General features: G+C 70.4%; 16 protein-coding genes. 10 read left to right on the forward strand and 6 right to left on the reverse strand.

The window, feature by feature from the left end:
• Positions 1–492: 492 nt before the first annotated feature.
• Complete coding sequence (locus ABZ552_RS20475; protein WP_281874628.1) at positions 493–654, reverse strand: hypothetical protein; 162 nt, start codon at positions 652–654, stop codon at positions 493–495.
• An 85-nt stretch (positions 655–739) separates the two neighbouring features.
• Here ABZ552_RS20475 and ABZ552_RS20480 point away from each other — a divergent pair, with 85 nt between their 5' ends.
• From ABZ552_RS20480 to ABZ552_RS20500, 5 genes are all read left to right on the forward strand, one after another.
• Positions 740–1708 carry a helix-turn-helix domain-containing protein gene (locus tag ABZ552_RS20480; protein WP_281874629.1) on the forward strand — a complete coding sequence of 323 codons (969 nt, stop codon included), beginning with the start codon at positions 740–742 and terminating at the stop codon, positions 1706–1708.
• A 73-nt stretch (positions 1709–1781) separates the two neighbouring features.
• The gene (locus tag ABZ552_RS20485; RefSeq protein ID WP_281874631.1) at positions 1782–2342 is read left to right on the forward strand and encodes a bifunctional adenosylcobinamide kinase/adenosylcobinamide-phosphate guanylyltransferase; all 561 of its coding nucleotides are present in this window, start codon (positions 1782–1784) and stop codon (positions 2340–2342) included.
• A 335-nt stretch (positions 2343–2677) separates the two neighbouring features.
• Complete coding sequence (gene cobT, locus ABZ552_RS20490; protein WP_281874632.1) at positions 2678–3757, forward strand: nicotinate-nucleotide--dimethylbenzimidazole phosphoribosyltransferase; 1080 nt, start codon at positions 2678–2680, stop codon at positions 3755–3757.
• Positions 3758–3929: 172 nt separating this feature from the next.
• Positions 3930–4685, forward strand: a complete 756-nt coding sequence (locus ABZ552_RS20495) for an adenosylcobinamide-GDP ribazoletransferase (RefSeq protein ID WP_281874633.1) — start codon at positions 3930–3932, stop codon at positions 4683–4685.
• Positions 4686–4806: 121 nt separating this feature from the next.
• Positions 4807–5520, forward strand: a complete 714-nt coding sequence (locus ABZ552_RS20500; protein ID WP_281874634.1) for an MBL fold metallo-hydrolase — start codon at positions 4807–4809, stop codon at positions 5518–5520.
• Position 5521: 1 nt separating this feature from the next.
• Here the strand turns inward: ABZ552_RS20500 and ABZ552_RS20505 are convergent, their stop codons facing one another.
• The 3 genes from ABZ552_RS20505 to ABZ552_RS20515 form a co-directional block, all read right to left on the reverse strand.
• Positions 5522–6619: a branched-chain amino acid aminotransferase gene (locus ABZ552_RS20505; protein ID WP_281874636.1), complete on the reverse strand. Its 1098-nt coding sequence runs from the start codon at positions 6617–6619 to the stop codon at positions 5522–5524.
• Positions 6620–6707: 88 nt separating this feature from the next.
• On the reverse strand, positions 6708–7808 hold the full coding sequence (gcvT, locus tag ABZ552_RS20510) for a glycine cleavage system aminomethyltransferase GcvT (RefSeq protein ID WP_281874638.1): 1101 nt from the start codon (positions 7806–7808) through the stop codon (positions 6708–6710).
• Positions 7809–7855: 47 nt separating this feature from the next.
• Positions 7856–8461 (reverse strand): GNAT family N-acetyltransferase, encoded by a 606-nt coding sequence (locus ABZ552_RS20515; protein WP_281874639.1) that lies wholly within the window; start codon positions 8459–8461, stop codon positions 7856–7858.
• A gap of 96 nt (positions 8462–8557) precedes the next feature.
• Here ABZ552_RS20515 and ABZ552_RS20520 point away from each other — a divergent pair, with 96 nt between their 5' ends.
• Both ABZ552_RS20520 and ABZ552_RS20525 read left to right on the forward strand, forming a co-directional pair.
• The gene (locus ABZ552_RS20520) at positions 8558–9373 is read left to right on the forward strand and encodes a TetR/AcrR family transcriptional regulator C-terminal domain-containing protein (protein ID WP_281874640.1); all 816 of its coding nucleotides are present in this window, start codon (positions 8558–8560) and stop codon (positions 9371–9373) included.
• 9 nt (positions 9374–9382) lie between these two features.
• The gene (locus tag ABZ552_RS20525; RefSeq protein ID WP_281874641.1) at positions 9383–10894 is read left to right on the forward strand and encodes a leucyl aminopeptidase; all 1512 of its coding nucleotides are present in this window, start codon (positions 9383–9385) and stop codon (positions 10892–10894) included.
• 215 nt (positions 10895–11109) lie between these two features.
• Here the strand turns inward: ABZ552_RS20525 and ABZ552_RS20530 are convergent, their stop codons facing one another.
• Complete coding sequence (locus tag ABZ552_RS20530) at positions 11110–11406, reverse strand: oxidoreductase (RefSeq protein ID WP_281881084.1); 297 nt, start codon at positions 11404–11406, stop codon at positions 11110–11112.
• A 326-nt stretch (positions 11407–11732) separates the two neighbouring features.
• Between ABZ552_RS20530 and sucB the strand changes: the two genes are divergently transcribed.
• The 3 genes from sucB to ABZ552_RS20545 are packed head-to-tail and all read left to right on the forward strand — an operon-like array spanning position 11733 to position 14978.
• Positions 11733–13517, forward strand: coding sequence for a 2-oxoglutarate dehydrogenase, E2 component, dihydrolipoamide succinyltransferase (sucB, locus tag ABZ552_RS20535; RefSeq protein ID WP_281874643.1), 1785 nt, complete (start codon positions 11733–11735; stop codon positions 13515–13517).
• A 19-nt stretch (positions 13518–13536) separates the two neighbouring features.
• Positions 13537–14445: a TIGR01777 family oxidoreductase gene (locus ABZ552_RS20540; RefSeq protein WP_281874645.1), complete on the forward strand. Its 909-nt coding sequence runs from the start codon at positions 13537–13539 to the stop codon at positions 14443–14445.
• On the forward strand, positions 14442–14978 hold the full coding sequence (locus tag ABZ552_RS20545; RefSeq protein WP_357439054.1) for an N-acetyltransferase family protein: 537 nt from the start codon (positions 14442–14444) through the stop codon (positions 14976–14978). Before ABZ552_RS20540 ends, ABZ552_RS20545 begins: the two co-directional genes overlap by 4 nt.
• 109 nt (positions 14979–15087) lie before the next feature.
• Here ABZ552_RS20545 and ABZ552_RS20550 read toward each other — a convergent pair whose 3' ends face one another.
• Positions 15088–15510 (reverse strand): hypothetical protein, encoded by a 423-nt coding sequence (locus ABZ552_RS20550; RefSeq protein ID WP_357439057.1) that lies wholly within the window; start codon positions 15508–15510, stop codon positions 15088–15090.
• Between the last annotated feature and the right edge of the window lie 72 nt (positions 15511–15582).

Genomic DNA, 15582 nt, shown 5'->3' on the forward strand with positions numbered 1-15582 from the left:
CGCGGCCGCCGCTTGCTCCTTCGTCGCGTACGCGGCGGCCGCGCAAACGCGAGCCGGGCCGCGAACGGGCAATGCTCGGTCTCGCTTCGCTCGGAAGACGTGGTTGTGGTGCGCTGGGCGCGTCGGTACCGCAACTCGCTACCAAGAAGTACACGGGTCCGCTATGGCTTGCTGTCGGCTGGGCCCAGTTGTCTCTTGCTCCTTCGTCGGGTACGCGGCGGCGCACACGCGAGCCGGGCCGCAGACGGCAATGCTCGGTCCGGCTTCGCTCGAAATCGGGGTTGACCTGGCGTGATTGCGGTCGGCAGCGTCTGCGAACCTGGGTACGCGGTCTTCGCCCTTCGTCTGAGGGCCTGCCACACATGGCGGGAGGCAAGGACGCTCGACACAAGCGGGGTGTTCGGATGCGGCGTGCGCACCGTGCGCTCGGCCGGTTTCCACGGACTCTGCCCGGTCGTGGGTCCGCCATGAGCGCGGACCGGTGTCTCGCGGTCAGCGGTGGTGGGTGTTGCGGCCGAGCATCGCCGTCAGTTCCGAGTGCAGTCGCTCCGCGTCGCGGTCGATCACGTTCGAGGAGCCCGCGCTGGCCGTGCCGCGCGCGATGACTGTGGCGAAAACCACGAGAACCGCCAGGGTGATGAGGAAAGTAGCCATGGCAGTAATTTTTCGTTCATTCATTTACTGCCGAAAGTGGCGGTGCTGACATAGTTCGTAAAAATTCGGCCACTAGACTGGCGGCATGCTGTCGAAGGTCGCCGTGGTGCTGTCCGAACGCATGGCCATGTTCGAATTCGGGGTGGTGTGTGAGGTTTTCGGTCTCGACCGCACGGCTGACGGGCTGCCCGGCTTCGATTTCCGGGTGTGCGGGGCCGAGCCGGGCGTCCCGCTGCGCTCGACGAGCCCCGGGATCACGATCACACCGGAACACGGCCTCGCGGAGCTCGCGACGGCCGATCTGGTGGCCATCCCCGCCGCCGCGGCGGACCAAGGATTCGACCCGCGGGTCGTCACCGCCGTGCGCGACGCGGCGGCGGCTGGAGCAACCGTGCTCACGGTGTGTTCCGGAGCCTTCCTGGCCGGGGCGGCCGGGCTGCTCGACGGCCGCAAATGCACCACGCACTGGCGTCATGTGGAGCAACTCGCCGCCGCGTATCCGGCGGCGACCGTCGATCCGGACGTGCTGTTCGTCGACGAGGGCGATCTGATCACCAGCGCGGGCACCGCCGCGGGCATCGACGCCTGCCTGCACCTGGTGCGGCGCGAACTCGGCAGCGGCGTGGCCAACGCGATCGCGCGGCGCATGGTGGTGCCGCCGCAGCGCGACGGCGGGCAGCGCCAGTTCATCGAACGCCCCGTCGCCGCCTGCACCTCCGACAGTCTCATTCCCACCCTGGAGTGGATGAACGAGCACCTCGACCTGCCGCACACGGTGGAAGACCTCGCCACCCGCTCCAACATGTCCACCCGCACCTTCGCGCGTCGCTTCGCCGCCGAAACCGGGACCACCCCGGTGAAATGGCTCACCAACCAGCGCGTACTGCTGGCCAAGCAACTGCTCGAGGAAACCGACCTCGGGCTGGAACACATCGCCGCACGCTGCGGTTTCGGCTCCGGCGCCCTCCTGCGCCACCATTTCCAGCGCCTCGTCGGCATCGCCCCCACCGAATATCGTCGCCGCTTCGGCCGCAGTCCGGAAGCAGCGGTCTGATCGCTCGCCCGCCGACACCCGGCACGCCTCGGAGCAGTGCGGGGACCTGACGCTCGGTTGATAGCGTGCACCCGTGTCCGAACCTCCTCCGTCCGCCGCGCCGCGTAGCACCCTCGTTCTCGGTGGCGCGCGGTCCGGGAAGTCGGCGTTCGCGGAGGACCTCGCGGTCCGGTCGGGCGGCCCGGTGCGGTATCTCGCCACCGCCGTGCCCGACCCCGGCGACCACGACTTCGCCGAACGCATCGCCGGGCATCGCGGCCGGCGACCGGCGGGCTGGTCCACCGTCGAAAGCGCCGATCCGGCGGAAATCCTCACCGAGCCGACGCCGACGCCGTCCGTCTTCACCCTGATCGATGACATCGGCACCTGGTTGACCGCCCGCATCGATGCGCGCGACGCGTGGGACGCCCCGCGCGGCACGGTCTCCCCCGACACCGACGCGCTGGTCGCCGCCGTCGCCGCGTACATCGGCGACCTCGTGATCGTCACCCCGGAAGTGGGCATGGGCGTCATCCCGGCCACGCGCTCCGGCCGCCTGTTCCGCGACGAGATCGGCACCCTCAACCAGCGTCTGGCCCAAGTCTGTGACGAGGCCTTCTTCGTCATCGCCGGTCTGCCGGTCCGCCTCAAATAGCGCTCGAGCCACGTCTTCCACCCAGCGATACCCGCGACCGCGCCGAGCGGTCCGCGTCGCCGATCGCGGATCCCACGCCCTTCACTCGTATCCGTCTGAGCGCCTGGATTCTCGACGTCGACCGCGGTGTCGCCTCGACACATCTCCTGGGCCGCGTGGCACAAGTCGGCCTTGCCGCAGGCGATGCGGCTTCCGTCGACAGCCGGACGGCTCGGCGATGCCTCGGGCGCGGCGAACCGGTGCGGCGAGGTCAGGTCACGGCCCCACGGTGCGACGGGGCAATGGCAAGATTGGGCGGCGAAGCGGGCGAACCGCCATGACCGAAAGGCTCGATAGTGACGCACGGATTCGGACCGGTAGCGCCTCCGGACGCACAATCTCGTGCGGCGGCCGAGCAGCGCCAGGCGCAGCTGACCAAACCCGCCGGCGCACTCGGCCGTCTGGAGCAACTCGGCAACTGGGTGGCGGCCTGTCAGGGCACGTGCCCGCCGAAGCAGTTCGAGCGTGCGCGGGTGGTGATCTTCGCCGGGGACCACGGCGTCGCCCGGCACGGGGTGTCGGCGTATCCGAGCGAAGTGACCGCGCAGATGGTCGCGAACTTCCTGGCCGGCGGCGCCGCGGTGAACGCGCTCGCGGCGGTGGCGGGCGCGACGGTGCAGGTCGCGGACATCTCCGTCGACGCGGACACCGACCCGCAGGTGTCCAAGCACAAGGTGCGCCGTTCCAGCGGGGCGATCGATCGCGAGGACGCGCTCACCGACGACGAGATCCGGGCGGCGATCGAGGCGGGCCGCGCCATCGCCGACGAGGAGATCGACGCGGGCGCCGACCTGCTGATCGCGGGCGACATGGGCATCGGCAACACGACTCCGGCCACCGTGCTCGTCGCGAGCCTCACCAAGACCGAACCGGTCGCCGCCGTGGGCCGCGGCACCGGCGTCGACGACGCGGGATGGATCCGCAAGGTCGCCGCGATCCGCGACGCGATGCGCCGCGCCCGCCCGGTGGTGAAGGACCCGGTCGAACTGCTCCGGGTGGCCGCGGGCGCCGACTTCGCCGCGATGGCCGCGTTCCTCGCCCAGGCCGCCACCCGGCGCACGCCCGTCCTGCTCGACGGCGTCGTCGTCACGGCCGCGGCGATGGTCGCCGAAGACCTCGCCGCGGGCGCGAGCGCCTGGTGGCTGGCGGGTCACCGCTCGACCGAACCGGCGCACGACCTCGCGCTGCGACACCTGCGCCTGGACCCCGTGATCGACCTGGCCATGCGCCTCGGCGAAGGCTCCGGAGCTCTGACCGCCTTGCCCGTCCTCCGCTCGGCGGTGGCCACGCTCGCGGAGATGTCCACCTTCGGCGAAGCGGGCGTCAGCACCGCCGACGCCGAACCGGTGAATCGCGCGCTCGACCTGCGCAAGTGAAGTCTTCCCGGTCCTGCGACCCCTTCCTCCACCGGCCGACGCCGAGCGGGAGGCAACCGCTCCCGGCGACTCCCGGCTCCGCGACGCGCGGGCCGACAGCTGGACCGCAGCCGGTAATCGATCAGGTCAGCGGCACAGCGCGCGCGATGCCGCCTGGCACACGAGGTTCGGTGTGAACGGCGTTCGGTTGGCGATTTCCTGGCTCACGGTGCTGCCGGTGCGCGGCCCGGATGCCGTGGATCGCGCGGCGGCGGGCCGCGCGATCCTGCTGGCACCGCTGGTCGGCGCGCTGCTCGGCGCGGGGGCCGCGGGTCTGCTGTGGGCTCTGACCCGCGCCGGGGCGAGCGCCGCGCTGGCCGGGCTGGTGGTGGTCGGCGCGCTGGCATTGATCACCAGGGGTATGCACCTGGACGGCCTCGCCGACACCTTGGACGGCCTCGGCAGCTACGGGCCGCCGGAGCGGGCCAGGCAGATCATGAAAAGCGGCGGAGCCGGACCGTTCGGTGTCGCGGGGCTCGCGTTCACCATCGGGATACAAGCGTTCTCGTTCGCGGCCCTTGCCGAGTCGGATAGGTGGCTGGCCGTCGCTCTCGCCGTGACGACCGGCCGAATCGCCGTGATCCTCGCTTGCCGGGGCATCCCCGCCGCGCCGGGCACCGGTTTCGGCATCCTGGTCGCCGACACGCAGTCCGCCCTTGCCGAGGCCACCTGGTCGGTGCTCGCTCTCGCGCTCGCCGTGCTCGCCGTCCCGGGCCGTCCGTGGCTCGGCCCGCTCGCCGTGGCGCTCGGTCTGGCCGCCTCGGTGATCCTGGTCCGGCATTGCGCTCGCCGCTTCGAGGGGCTCTCCGGTGACGTCCTCGGCGCCGCCGTCGAGACCACGGTGGCGCTCACGGCGGCCGTGCTGTCGCTTACCGTCCAGCCCGGCTGACCGGCCGCGGGCGCCGATTCGGGTGTTTGGCCGGTGCGGACCGGGAGCGAGAGTCTGAGTCACTGGAATTTTTCCGGCCGTGCCGCGCGGGTCGTCTGGGTCGGGCAATAAGGTGGGCGGTATGTCTTCTGAGCGCCTGTATTTTCGCCAGCTGTTGTCGGGACGCGACTACGCCGTGGGCGATCCGATCGCGACGCAGATGCGCAACTTCGCGTATCTCATCGGCGATCGGGAAACGGGCGAGTGCGTGGTGATCGACCCGGCCTACGCCGCGGGTGATCTGGTGGACATCGCCGAGAGCGACGGCTTGCGGCTCAGCGGGGTGCTCGCCACCCATCATCACCCCGATCACGTGGGCGGCACGATGCTCGGCTTCACCCTGCGCGGAGTGCGCGAACTGCTCGAGAAGACAAGCGTCCCAGTGCATGTCAACGCGACAGAGCTGCCCTGGGTGGCCAATGTCACCGGCATCGCGGAGAGCGAACTGACCGGCCACGAGCACGGCGACAAGGTCACCGTCGGAGCCTTCGACATCGAGTTACTACACACGCCCGGTCACACCCCGGGCAGCCAATGCTTTTTGTTCGACAACCGCCTGATCGCCGGCGACACGTTGTTCGTCGACGGCTGCGGCCGCACCGACTTCCCCGGCGGCGACTCGGACGAAATGTTCCGCAGCCTGCGCTACCTGGCCGGACTTCCCGGTGACCCGGTCGTGTACCCGGGGCACTGGTATTCGCAGGAACCCAACGCCACGCTGTCCACTGTCCGGGACAAGAACTACGTCATGCGTCCGCAGACGCTGGAACAGTGGCACATGCTGATGCCGGGCTGAGTCACATCGGCCGCATCCACCCGTGCTTGTCGGCGAAGGTGCCGCGCTGGATGCCGGTGAGGGTGTCGCGCAGCGCCATGGTGACCGCGCCGGGCTCGCCGCCGCCGATGGTGAATTCGCCCGCCTCGGAACGGACCCAGCCGACCGGCGTGATCACCGCGGCGGTGCCGCACGCGAAAACCTCGGTGATCTCCCCGGTTTCGGCGCCCTTACGCCATTCCTCCACCGAGATCTTGCGCTCCTCGACCGGGAAGCCCGAGTCGGCGGCGAGGGTGAGCAGTGAGTCCCGGGTGATGCCCGGCAGCAACGAGCCGGACAGTTCCGGGGTGACCAGCCGCGCCTCGGACCCGGAACCGAAGACGAAGAACAGGTTGTTGGTGCCCATCTCTTCGACGTAGCGGCGCTCACACGCGTCCAGCCACACCACTTGGTCGCACCCCTTGGCCGATGCCTCGGCCTGCGCGAGCAGCGACGCCGCGTAGTTGCCCGCGACCTTCGCCTCGCCGGTGCCGCCCGGCGCGGCGCGCACGTATTCGGTGGACAGCCAGACCCGCACCGGCTTCACACCACGCGGGAAGTACGCCCCCGCCGGGGAACCGAGCAGCAGGTACTTGTACGCCGCGGCGGGCTTCACGCCCAGCCCGGCCTCGGTGGCGAACATGAACGGCCGCAGGTACAGCGATTCCTCGCCGCCCGCCGCGGGCACCCAGTCCCGGTCCACCTCCAGCAGTTGCCGCACCGACTCGACGAACAGCTCGTCGGGCAGTTCGGCCATCGCCATCCGGCGAGCCGACCGGCGGAAACGCGCGGCGTTGGCGTCGATGCGGAAGCAGGAGACGCTGCCGTCGCTCTGCCGGTAGGCCTTCAGTCCCTCGAAGATGGCCTGGCCGTAGTGGAAGACCATGGTCGCGGGGTCCAGCGCGAGCGGCCCGTACGGCTCCACCCGCGCGTTGGTCCACGTGCCGCCGACGTAATCGATCGAGACCATGTGATCGGTGAAGTGGCGCCCGAACCCCGGCTCCGCCAGTACCTCTTGCCGCCGCTGCGCCGGAAGCGGCGCGGGATGCGGAACACGGGTGAACTGTGCGGCAGCGGTCATGCCGACGATCCTATCCGGCCCGCTTCCGGCCATTTCGCCACGGTCCGCACCGCACCGCGTCACCCTCGGCGGCTGGTGGGCGCGTCCCTCACTTGGTGTTGGTCCGGACGAACGGCGGACGGACGGTTTCGCAGCGCACACGGCGGCCGCGCACATCGACCTCGACCTCGACGCCGGGTTCGATGCCCGCCGCGGTGTCCAGCAGCGCCAGCGCGATGCCGAGCTTGAGCGTGGGCGAGAAGGTGCCGGACGTGGTCGCACCGACCGGCTCGCCGTCGCGCAGCACGGTTTGGCCTTGCCGGAGCACACCGCGGTCGAGCGCCTTGAGGCCCAGCAGGATTCGGCGCGGACCGTCCGACTTCTCCTGCTCCAGCGCGGCCTTGCCCCAGAACTGCGACTTCTGCCAGCCGACCGCCCAACCGCAGCGCGCCTGCACCGGGGAGATGTCCGGCGAGAGCTCGTGTCCGTGCAGGGGATAGCCCATCTCGGTGCGCAAGGTGTCGCGGGCGCCCAGCCCGGCCACCTGCCCCTCGGCGGCGCGCACTTGCTCCACCAAGGCGCGGAACAGCGGTTCGGCGTCGGCCCAGCGCGGCAGTAACTCGTAGCCGTGTTCGCCGGTGTAGCCGGTGCGGCAGACCCGGACGGGGCGGCCGTCCCAGTCCGCGTCGGCAAAGGCCATGTACTCGAGATCGGTGGGCAGGCCGAGCGCGCCGAGCACCTCGCCGGAGCGCGGCCCCTGCACCGCGAACACGGCGTAGTCGCGGTGCTCGTCGGTCACCGTGACGCCGTCGGGCGCGGCCTCGCGCAGTTCGGCGACGACCGCCGCGGTGTTGGCGGCGTTCGGTACCAGGAAGATCTCGTCGTCGCCGACGTAATAGGCGATCAAGTCGTCGATCACGCCGCCGTCCTGCGCGCAGCACAGCGTGTACTGCGCCTTGCCCGGGCGGATGCGGCCGAGATCGTTGGTGAGGGCAGAGTTCACGAACGCCGCGGCGCCTCGGCCGCGCACCGTCGCCTTGCCCAGGTGGCTGACGTCGAACAGCCCGGCCGTCGTGCGGACCGCTTGGTGCTCGGTCACCGTGCCCGCGTAGGACACCGGCATCTCCCAGCCGCCGAACGGCGCGAAAGTGGCGCCCAGCTCGACGTGCACGGCGTGAATGGGTCCTTGCAGGAGGCTCGTCTCGGTCACCAGCCGAGCTTATCCGGGACCGCGGCGGCGCAAGCCCGCCCCGCGCGCTACGGCCGGAACCACATCGGGATCAGCGTCGGGCCGTTCTCCGGCAGCGTGTGGGTCGCCGCGGTCGGCGCGAATCCGCAACGGCTGTAGAGCCGGGCGGATCGTTCGGTGCTGGCTTCGAGAAACGCCGGGAGGTCCGCTTCGGACACCGCTTTCAAACGGTCGGCGAGTATCACCGCACCCGCCCCCTTGCCGCGATGCTCCGGCAGCGTGACGATCACTTGCAGGTAGCGGTGCGGGAACTCGCGGGGGTGTGCGCGGGCGAGCAGGTCGGTGAGATACGTCAGCCGCTGCGCCACGCGCAGATCGGGAGCCTGTTCGAGCATGGTCCGAGCCTCGGCGGCTTCGTCGGCGAATCGCTCGACCGAGGTGACGTGCTGCCAGATCGACATGGACCAGATCTGCTCGCCCGGCCCCGCTACCCAGATCTCGTCCTCGCGCAGCGCTCGATCCACCAAACCCGGCACGAACGCGGTACGGAAAGCCGGATCAGGCTGACCTTCCAGCACCCACTCCGTCACCACCTCGTCCGCACTGGCGATGCCGAACGCATCGATCAGCGCGTCCCGGTCGCGCCGACCGGCCTGGCGAACAGTGAACTCCATCCGCGTCACCTTCCTGTGAACATCGTGTCGATCATCGAATCTAAGGAGGTCAGAGACGTGTCGCTACTATTTCGTCACACCTGTTCGTGTGTCGAAATGGAACCACCGATGATGTGCGCGGTCTGCCGCAAGGAACTCGCCCAGCCCGCCAAGGGCCGGCGGCGCAAGTACTGCTCGCGCTCCTGCCAGGCGCGCGCCTACCGCGCGCGCCGCGCGTCGATCCCGGCACGCCGCGCGAGCCGCCCGACGCGGCTGACCGCGGTCGGCATCGCGCGGGCGGCGGTGGAGCTGGCCGACCGCGACGGAATCGACGGTCTCACCATGCGCCGCCTGGCCAGCGCGCTCGGCGTCGCGACCGCGACCCTCTACCGCCACGTCCCCGACCGGGAAACGCTGCTGGCGAACATGGCGGAGCTGGTACTCGACGAGATCCCACCGCCCGCGGCCGGATGCGCGGGCTGGCGCCGACGGCTGCGGCACGAGGCGCACGAGGAGTGGCGCCTCTACCGCAGGCATCCGTGGATGCTGCCGCTGCTGGCGCGCACCCGCCCCCCGCTGGGCCCGGCCCTGCTGGACGTCTTGGAACGGAACTTCGCCGCCCTCGATCGCCCCGGCCTGACGCGGCGCACGGGTTTCGCGATCTACCTCGCGCTCTCCGGCCTGGTCCAGGGCCTCGCGCTGTTGTGGAGTTCCGAGCGCGCCGACCGCTTCGGCGAGCCGCGCGACGCCGCCGAGGCTACCGCGCTGCGCCACGAGTTCGCCGAACTGCTGGACCCCACGGTCCGCCCCGTCCTGCACCGTCTCCTCGCCGACTCGGATTCCTTCGAGATGGACTTCGACGACCTGCTGCACGACGCGGTGGAACTGCTGCTCGACGGCGTCGCGGTGCGCTATCCGGAACCGACCGAATAGCCTGTGCCAATGACCGCTGTTGCAGATCGCTCGCTCGGACCGGAACTGGCACGCACCGAGACCATCGGCGCGGACACCGATGTGCTCGTCATCGGGTTGACCTCCTCGGAGGACGGTCCCGCCATCGTGCCCGAGGACCTGTTCAGCGACGTGCTCACCGCCGACGTGCGCGCGGAACTGCTCGATCAGCTCGGCGCGGTGGGGGCGAAAGGCAAGGCCGAGGAGCTCACCCGGATTCCGGCCCCGGCCGGGCTGGACGGGGTGACCAGCGTCCTGGCCGTCGGTCTGGGCTCCACCGACAAACTCGACGCCGAGCAGATCCGCCGCTCGGCCGGCGTGGCCGCTCGCGCGCTCTCCGGCACCGAACTGGTGGTGACCACGCTGTCCGGGCTGGACATCGGCGCCGCGGCGGAAGGCTTCTACCTGGGCGCCTACTCCTTCACGCCGTTCCGCTCGGACAAGTCCGCGCCCAAGCCGGACGAGCGCCCCGTGGCCCGCGTCGAGTTGCTCGTGCCCGAGCCCGGATTCGGCGAGGAGGCCTTGTTCCGCGCCCAGCTCACCGCCGAGGCCGTCGCCACCGCACGGGATTTCGTGAACACCCCGCCCAGCCATTTGTTCCCGGCCGAGTTCGCCTCGCGCGCGCAGGAACTCGCCGAGGCCGCGGGTCTCACCGTCGAGGTGCTCGATGAGAAGGCGCTGGAAGCGGGCGGTTACGGCGGCGTGCTCGGGGTGGGCAAGGGCTCCTCGCGCCCGCCGCGCCTGATCCGCATCACCTACGCGGGCGGTCCGAAGAAGGTCGCGCTGGTCGGCAAGGGCATCACCTTCGACACCGGCGGCATCTCCATCAAGCCCGCGCAGAACATGGAGAACATGACCTCCGACATGGCGGGCGCCGCCGCCGTGATCGCCACGACGCTGCTGGCGGCGCGCCTGAGCCTGCCGCTCACCGTCACCGCCACGGTGCCGATGGCGGAGAACATGCCCTCGGCCACCGCGCAGCGCCCCGGCGACGTGCTCACCCAGTACGGCGGCACCACCGTCGAGGTGCTCAACACCGACGCCGAGGGCCGATTGATCCTGGCCGACGCGATCGTGCGCGCGAGCGAGGACGAGCCGGAGTACCTGATCGACGTGGCGACGCTGACCGGAGCGCAGATGGTCGCGCTCGGCACCCGCACGCCCGGCGTGATGGGCACCGACGAGTTCCGCGACCGGGTGGCCCGCATCTCCCGCGAGGTCGGGGAGAACGGCTGGGCGATGCCGCTTCCCGCCGAACTGCGCGCTGACCTGAACTCCAAGATCGCCGACCTGGCCAATGTCGCGCCGCACCGCTGGGGCGGCATGCTCTCGGCCGGACTGTTCCTCAAGGAGTTCGTACCGGAGAACGTGCAGTGGGCCCACCTCGACGTGGCCGGTCCCGCCTACAACACCGGCGGCCCGTTCGGCTACATCGGCAAGGGCGGCACCGGCGTCCCGGTCCGCACGCTGATCGCGGTATTGCAGGACATCGCCGCGGAGTGAGTGGGAAGCGCGTCGTCCGGGGCGTTCCCGGACGACGCGGGTAGTCCACCGCGGTCCGAAGGGCGGACCGCGGCCCGCGTTCCACGCTCCGCCGCGCATCGGCCCACTGATATTCGGAGTGGGTTCCGCCTCGCGACTCCGGGGGGACGCTTCGCGCGTCGTCGGGGCAACTCGGAAAGCACCCCGGAACCGGGCGGAACGGACAATCCGGCGGCTCAGAGGTCGTACAGATCCCGTTCCAGCTCGCGCTGCCGCTGCACCCGCCTGCGAGCGTCGTAGTCGCGCATCCGCTGCGGATAACCGGTCTTGTGCACGTCGTAGACGGGGATGTGCAAATCCTTGGCAAGCCGTTGCGCACCACGCTCGCCGACGATCCGCCGCGTCCATTCACCATCTGCGGCAACAAGCACCACTGTGACATCGGTCACCGTGGTCTTCGGTTCGATGTAGCCCTCGACGCCCACGTGCGTGCGCACCCAGTCGGCCAGATAGCGAGCGTCCCGCCCGGACACCGAACTCCCACGTAGAGCGCCCCCGCCCCGGGCGACGCCGCCACGGAAACGATCCAGCAAACCCAACGACGCGCACCTCCTTTCCTGCACCGGAGAATGTTCACCGCCGGTCTTCCCATACTGCCAGCTCCGCGCAGTTGGCCGCCCTGTGCTACGTAGCTTGCGCGCGAGTGCAAGGATGGACCGCGGTACAAGAACCACACGGATCTCCGGTGCCACGCACAATGATCGGTGGCTTCCGGACTCACGTCGCGACCCGCGGCGGGCGTCCGCAGCGAGATCAACTGTTGTAGAACCCCGTCGAGCAGTCAGAGGAGTCAACGGACATGGCCTTCTCCGTCCAGATGCCCGCTCTTGGTGAGAGCGTCACCGAGGGAACGGTGACCAGGTGGCTGAAGCAGGAAGGAGACACGGTCGAGGTCGACGAGCCGCTGCTCGAAGTCTCCACCGACAAGGTCGACACCGAAATCCCGTCCCCCGCGGCGGGTGTGCTGTCGAAGATCGTCGCGAACGAGGACGACGTGGTCGAGGTCGGCGGCGAGCTCGGCGTGATCAGCGAAGCCGGTGAGGCGGCGGCGTCCGCTCCCGCGCCCGCTCCGGAAGCCGCGGCGCCCGCGCAGGAGACCCCGGTCCCGTCCGAGGAGGCGCCCGCGGCCGAACCTCAGGCCGCTCCCGCCGAGGAGTCCGCGCCCGCCGCCCAAGCCGCGCCCGCGTCCTCCGGTGACGGCACCCCGGTGAAGATGCCGGAGCTCGGCGAGTCGGTCACCGAGGGCACCGTCACCCGCTGGCTGAAGTCGGTCGGCGACGAGGTCGCCGTCGACGAGCCGCTGCTCGAGGTCTCCACCGACAAGGTCGACACCGAGATTCCCTCGCCCGTCGCGGGCACCCTGCTGGAGATCACCGCCCAGGAAGACGACGTCGTCGCGGTCGGTGGACAGCTCGGCGTCATCGGCAGCGGTTCCCCGGCGGCCGCCGCACCGGCCCCTGCCCCGGCTCCCGCGCCCGCTCCCAAGCCCGAACCGGCTCCCAAGCCCGAACCGGCCCCGGCCGCCGCCGCGCCCGCTCCGGCCCCGGCTCCCGCCCCGGCCCCGGCTCCCGCTCCCGCCCCGGCCCCCAAGCCCGCCCCCGCGCCGGCCGCCGCGGCTGCCGAATCCTCCAACGGCGCAACCCCCTACGTCACCCCGCTGGTGCGCAAGCTGGCCGAGGAGAACAACGTCGACCTCGCCACGATCACCGGTTCCGGTGTCGGAGGCCGCATTCGCAAGCAGGACGTGCTCGCCGCCGCCGAGGCCAAGAAGGCCCCCGCCCCGGCCGCCGCTCCGGCCGCGTCCGCCCCGGCGGCGAAGGCGCCCTCGGCTCCCGCCGCGGCGAGCCCGGAGCTGGCCCACCTGCGCGGGACCGTGCAGAAAGCCAACCGCATCCGCCAGATCACCGCGACCAAGACCCGCGAGTCGCTGCAGACCACCGCGCAGCTGACCCAGGTGCACGAGGCCGACGTCACCAAGATCGCGGCGCTGCGCAACCAGGCCAAGGCGGCGTTCAAGGAACGCGAGGGCGTCAACCTGACGTTCCTGCCCTTCTTCGCCAAGGCCGTGGTCGAGGCGCTCGGCGTGCACCCGAACGTCAACGCCAGCTACGACGAGTCCAGCAAGGAGATCACCTACCACGCCTCGGTGCACCTCGGCATCGCCGTCGACACCGAGCAGGGCCTGCTGTCCCCGGTGATCCACAACGCCAGCGACCTGTCGCTGGCCGGTCTGGCGCGCGCCATCGCCGACATCGCCAACCGCGCTCGCACCGGCGGGCTCAAGCCCGACGAGCTGGCCGGCGGCACGTTCACCATCACCAACATCGGCAGCCAGGGCGCGCTGTTCGACACCCCGATCCTGGTTCCGCCACAGGCGGCCATGCTCGGCACGGGCGCGATCGTGAAGCGTCCGGTCGTGGTGACCGACGAGACCGGCAACGAGTCCATCGGCGTCCGTTCGATGTGCTACCTGCCGCTCACCTACGACCACCGCCTGATCGACGGCGCCGACGCCGGTCGCTTCCTGACCACGATCCGGCACCGGCTCGAGGAAGCGGCGTTCGAGGCCGATCTCGGCCTGTGAGGAAGGTCCCGCGGCACGTATGAAGGTCGTGATCGCCGGCTCGTCCGGATTGATCGGGACGGCGCTCGTCGCGGCTCTGCGCCGCGACGGGCACGACGTCGCCCGGCTGGTGCGCAGGAAAGCGGCGGGCCCGGACGAATTCACGTGGAATCCGGCCCGCGCCCAGCTGGACGAGCGGGCGCTGCGCGGCGCCGACGCCGTGGTCAACCTGTGCGGGGCGGGCGTCGGCCGGCGGCGCTGGACCGGCAGCTTCAAACAGGAGCTGCGCGACAGCCGGATCACCCCGACCGACGTGCTGGCCGGTGCGGTGGCCGCCGCGGGCGTGCCCGTGCTGCTCAACGCCAGCGGCGTGCATTACTACGGCGGCGACACCGGCGATCGGGTGGTGGACGAGACCTCCCCCGCTGGTTCGGGATTCCTGGCCACGCTGTGCCGGGACTGGGAGAAGGCGGCCGAGCCCGCCGCGGCGGCCGGTGTGCGTACGGTGCTGTTGCGCAGCGCGGTGGTGCTGTCGCGGGCCGGAGGCATGCTCGGCATGCTGCACCCGCTGTACGCGCTCGGCCTGGGCGGGCGGCTCGGCAACGGCCGCCAGTACACGCCGTGGATTTCCCTGGACGACGAGATCGGCGCGATCGTCTTCGCGCTCACCCACGACACGGTGTCCGGCCCGATCAACGTGGTCGGCCCCGCACCGGTCACCAACGCCGAGTTCAGCCGCGCACTCGGCCGGGCGCTGCGTCGTCCCACTCCGCTGGTGGTCCCGGCGTTCGCGCTGCGCGCGCTGGTCGGCGAGATGGCGCAGGAGGCGATTCTGCACGGGCCGAGGGCGATTCCCACCGCCCTCGAGGAAGCGGGTTATCAGTTCCACCATCCCACCATCGGCGCCGCGCTGGCGGCCGCGGTGGGACGACCCGGAGACGCTCGATGACCGATCGACTCGACACCAGGCCCGCCATCGTCATCCGCGACGCGACCACCGATGACCTTCCGGCGATCCTGGAGATCCACAACGCGAATATCGCCACGTCCACCGCGATCTGGGACACCGAGCGGGTCGGCCTGGAGGAGCGCCTGGGCTGGTACCAGGCCCGCACCGGAGCGGGGCTGCCCGTGCTGGCCGCCGAGATCGGCGACGCCCTGGCAGGTTACGCGAGCTACGGGCCTTGGCGCACCAAATCCGGCTACCGCTACACGGTCGAGAACTCGGTCTACGTCGACGAACGCTTCCAGCGGCGCGGCATCGCCACCGCCCTGCTCACCGAGCTGATCGACCGTGCGCGCCGGGGCGGCGCCGTGCACGCCATGATCGCGGCCATCGAATCCGGCAACACCGGTTCGATCCTGCTGCACGAACGCTTCGGCTTCCGCACCGTCGGCGTCCTTCCCGAGGTAGGCCACAAATTCGGCCGCTGGATGGACTTGACCCTCATGCAGCTGACCTTGCCGGTCGACGCCGATTGACCGGGCGCCCGTCTTCGGTGCCGACGTCCATGAACGGCGCAGTGCCGTCACGCGGGCGACCGAACGAAGCCGAACAGTGACGAGCGGTCCTCGAGCGCTGCCATAGGGCCTACCGTGCCGATTCGTTCTGGCTCTGGTCATCGAAAAGCTCAGTCGCCGAAAAAGGGGCCACACTCAGGCAGTGATGTTGGTGCGGAGCCTTATGGCCTGCAGCCCTCGAGTCGCCGTTGACGGCCACACCGATGTAGAGGAAGAAGAGTCCGGGCAGCAGTAATCCGATCAGCGTCAGCAGTGCGATGATCGGTGACCTGCTCCCGATCGCCGCGGCGATCGTGCACACCACCGAGGCCGCGGCCAGGACAATCACAGCCCAGTTCACCACGAAGAACCACGGCGACAACGGTAGGCGGCAGAAGTCAGGCCCGTAGTTCGTCTCCAATCGGTCGGAAACAATCACGCACAACAGGCTGACGACGATCAACGCGACGCTACCTGCCAGGAAAACTTGCCACCTCTTACTCAGAAACGACATTCACTCCCACCCGCCGTCGGTACCCGACGAAGCCGCACGAGCGGCCGCGCTCAGAAATACTCGAACATATCG

Origin of the sequence: Nocardia sp. NPDC019219 (assembly GCF_040632645.1) — a bacterium.
GTDB classification, from domain to species: domain Bacteria; phylum Actinomycetota; class Actinomycetes; order Mycobacteriales; family Mycobacteriaceae; genus Nocardia; species Nocardia sputorum.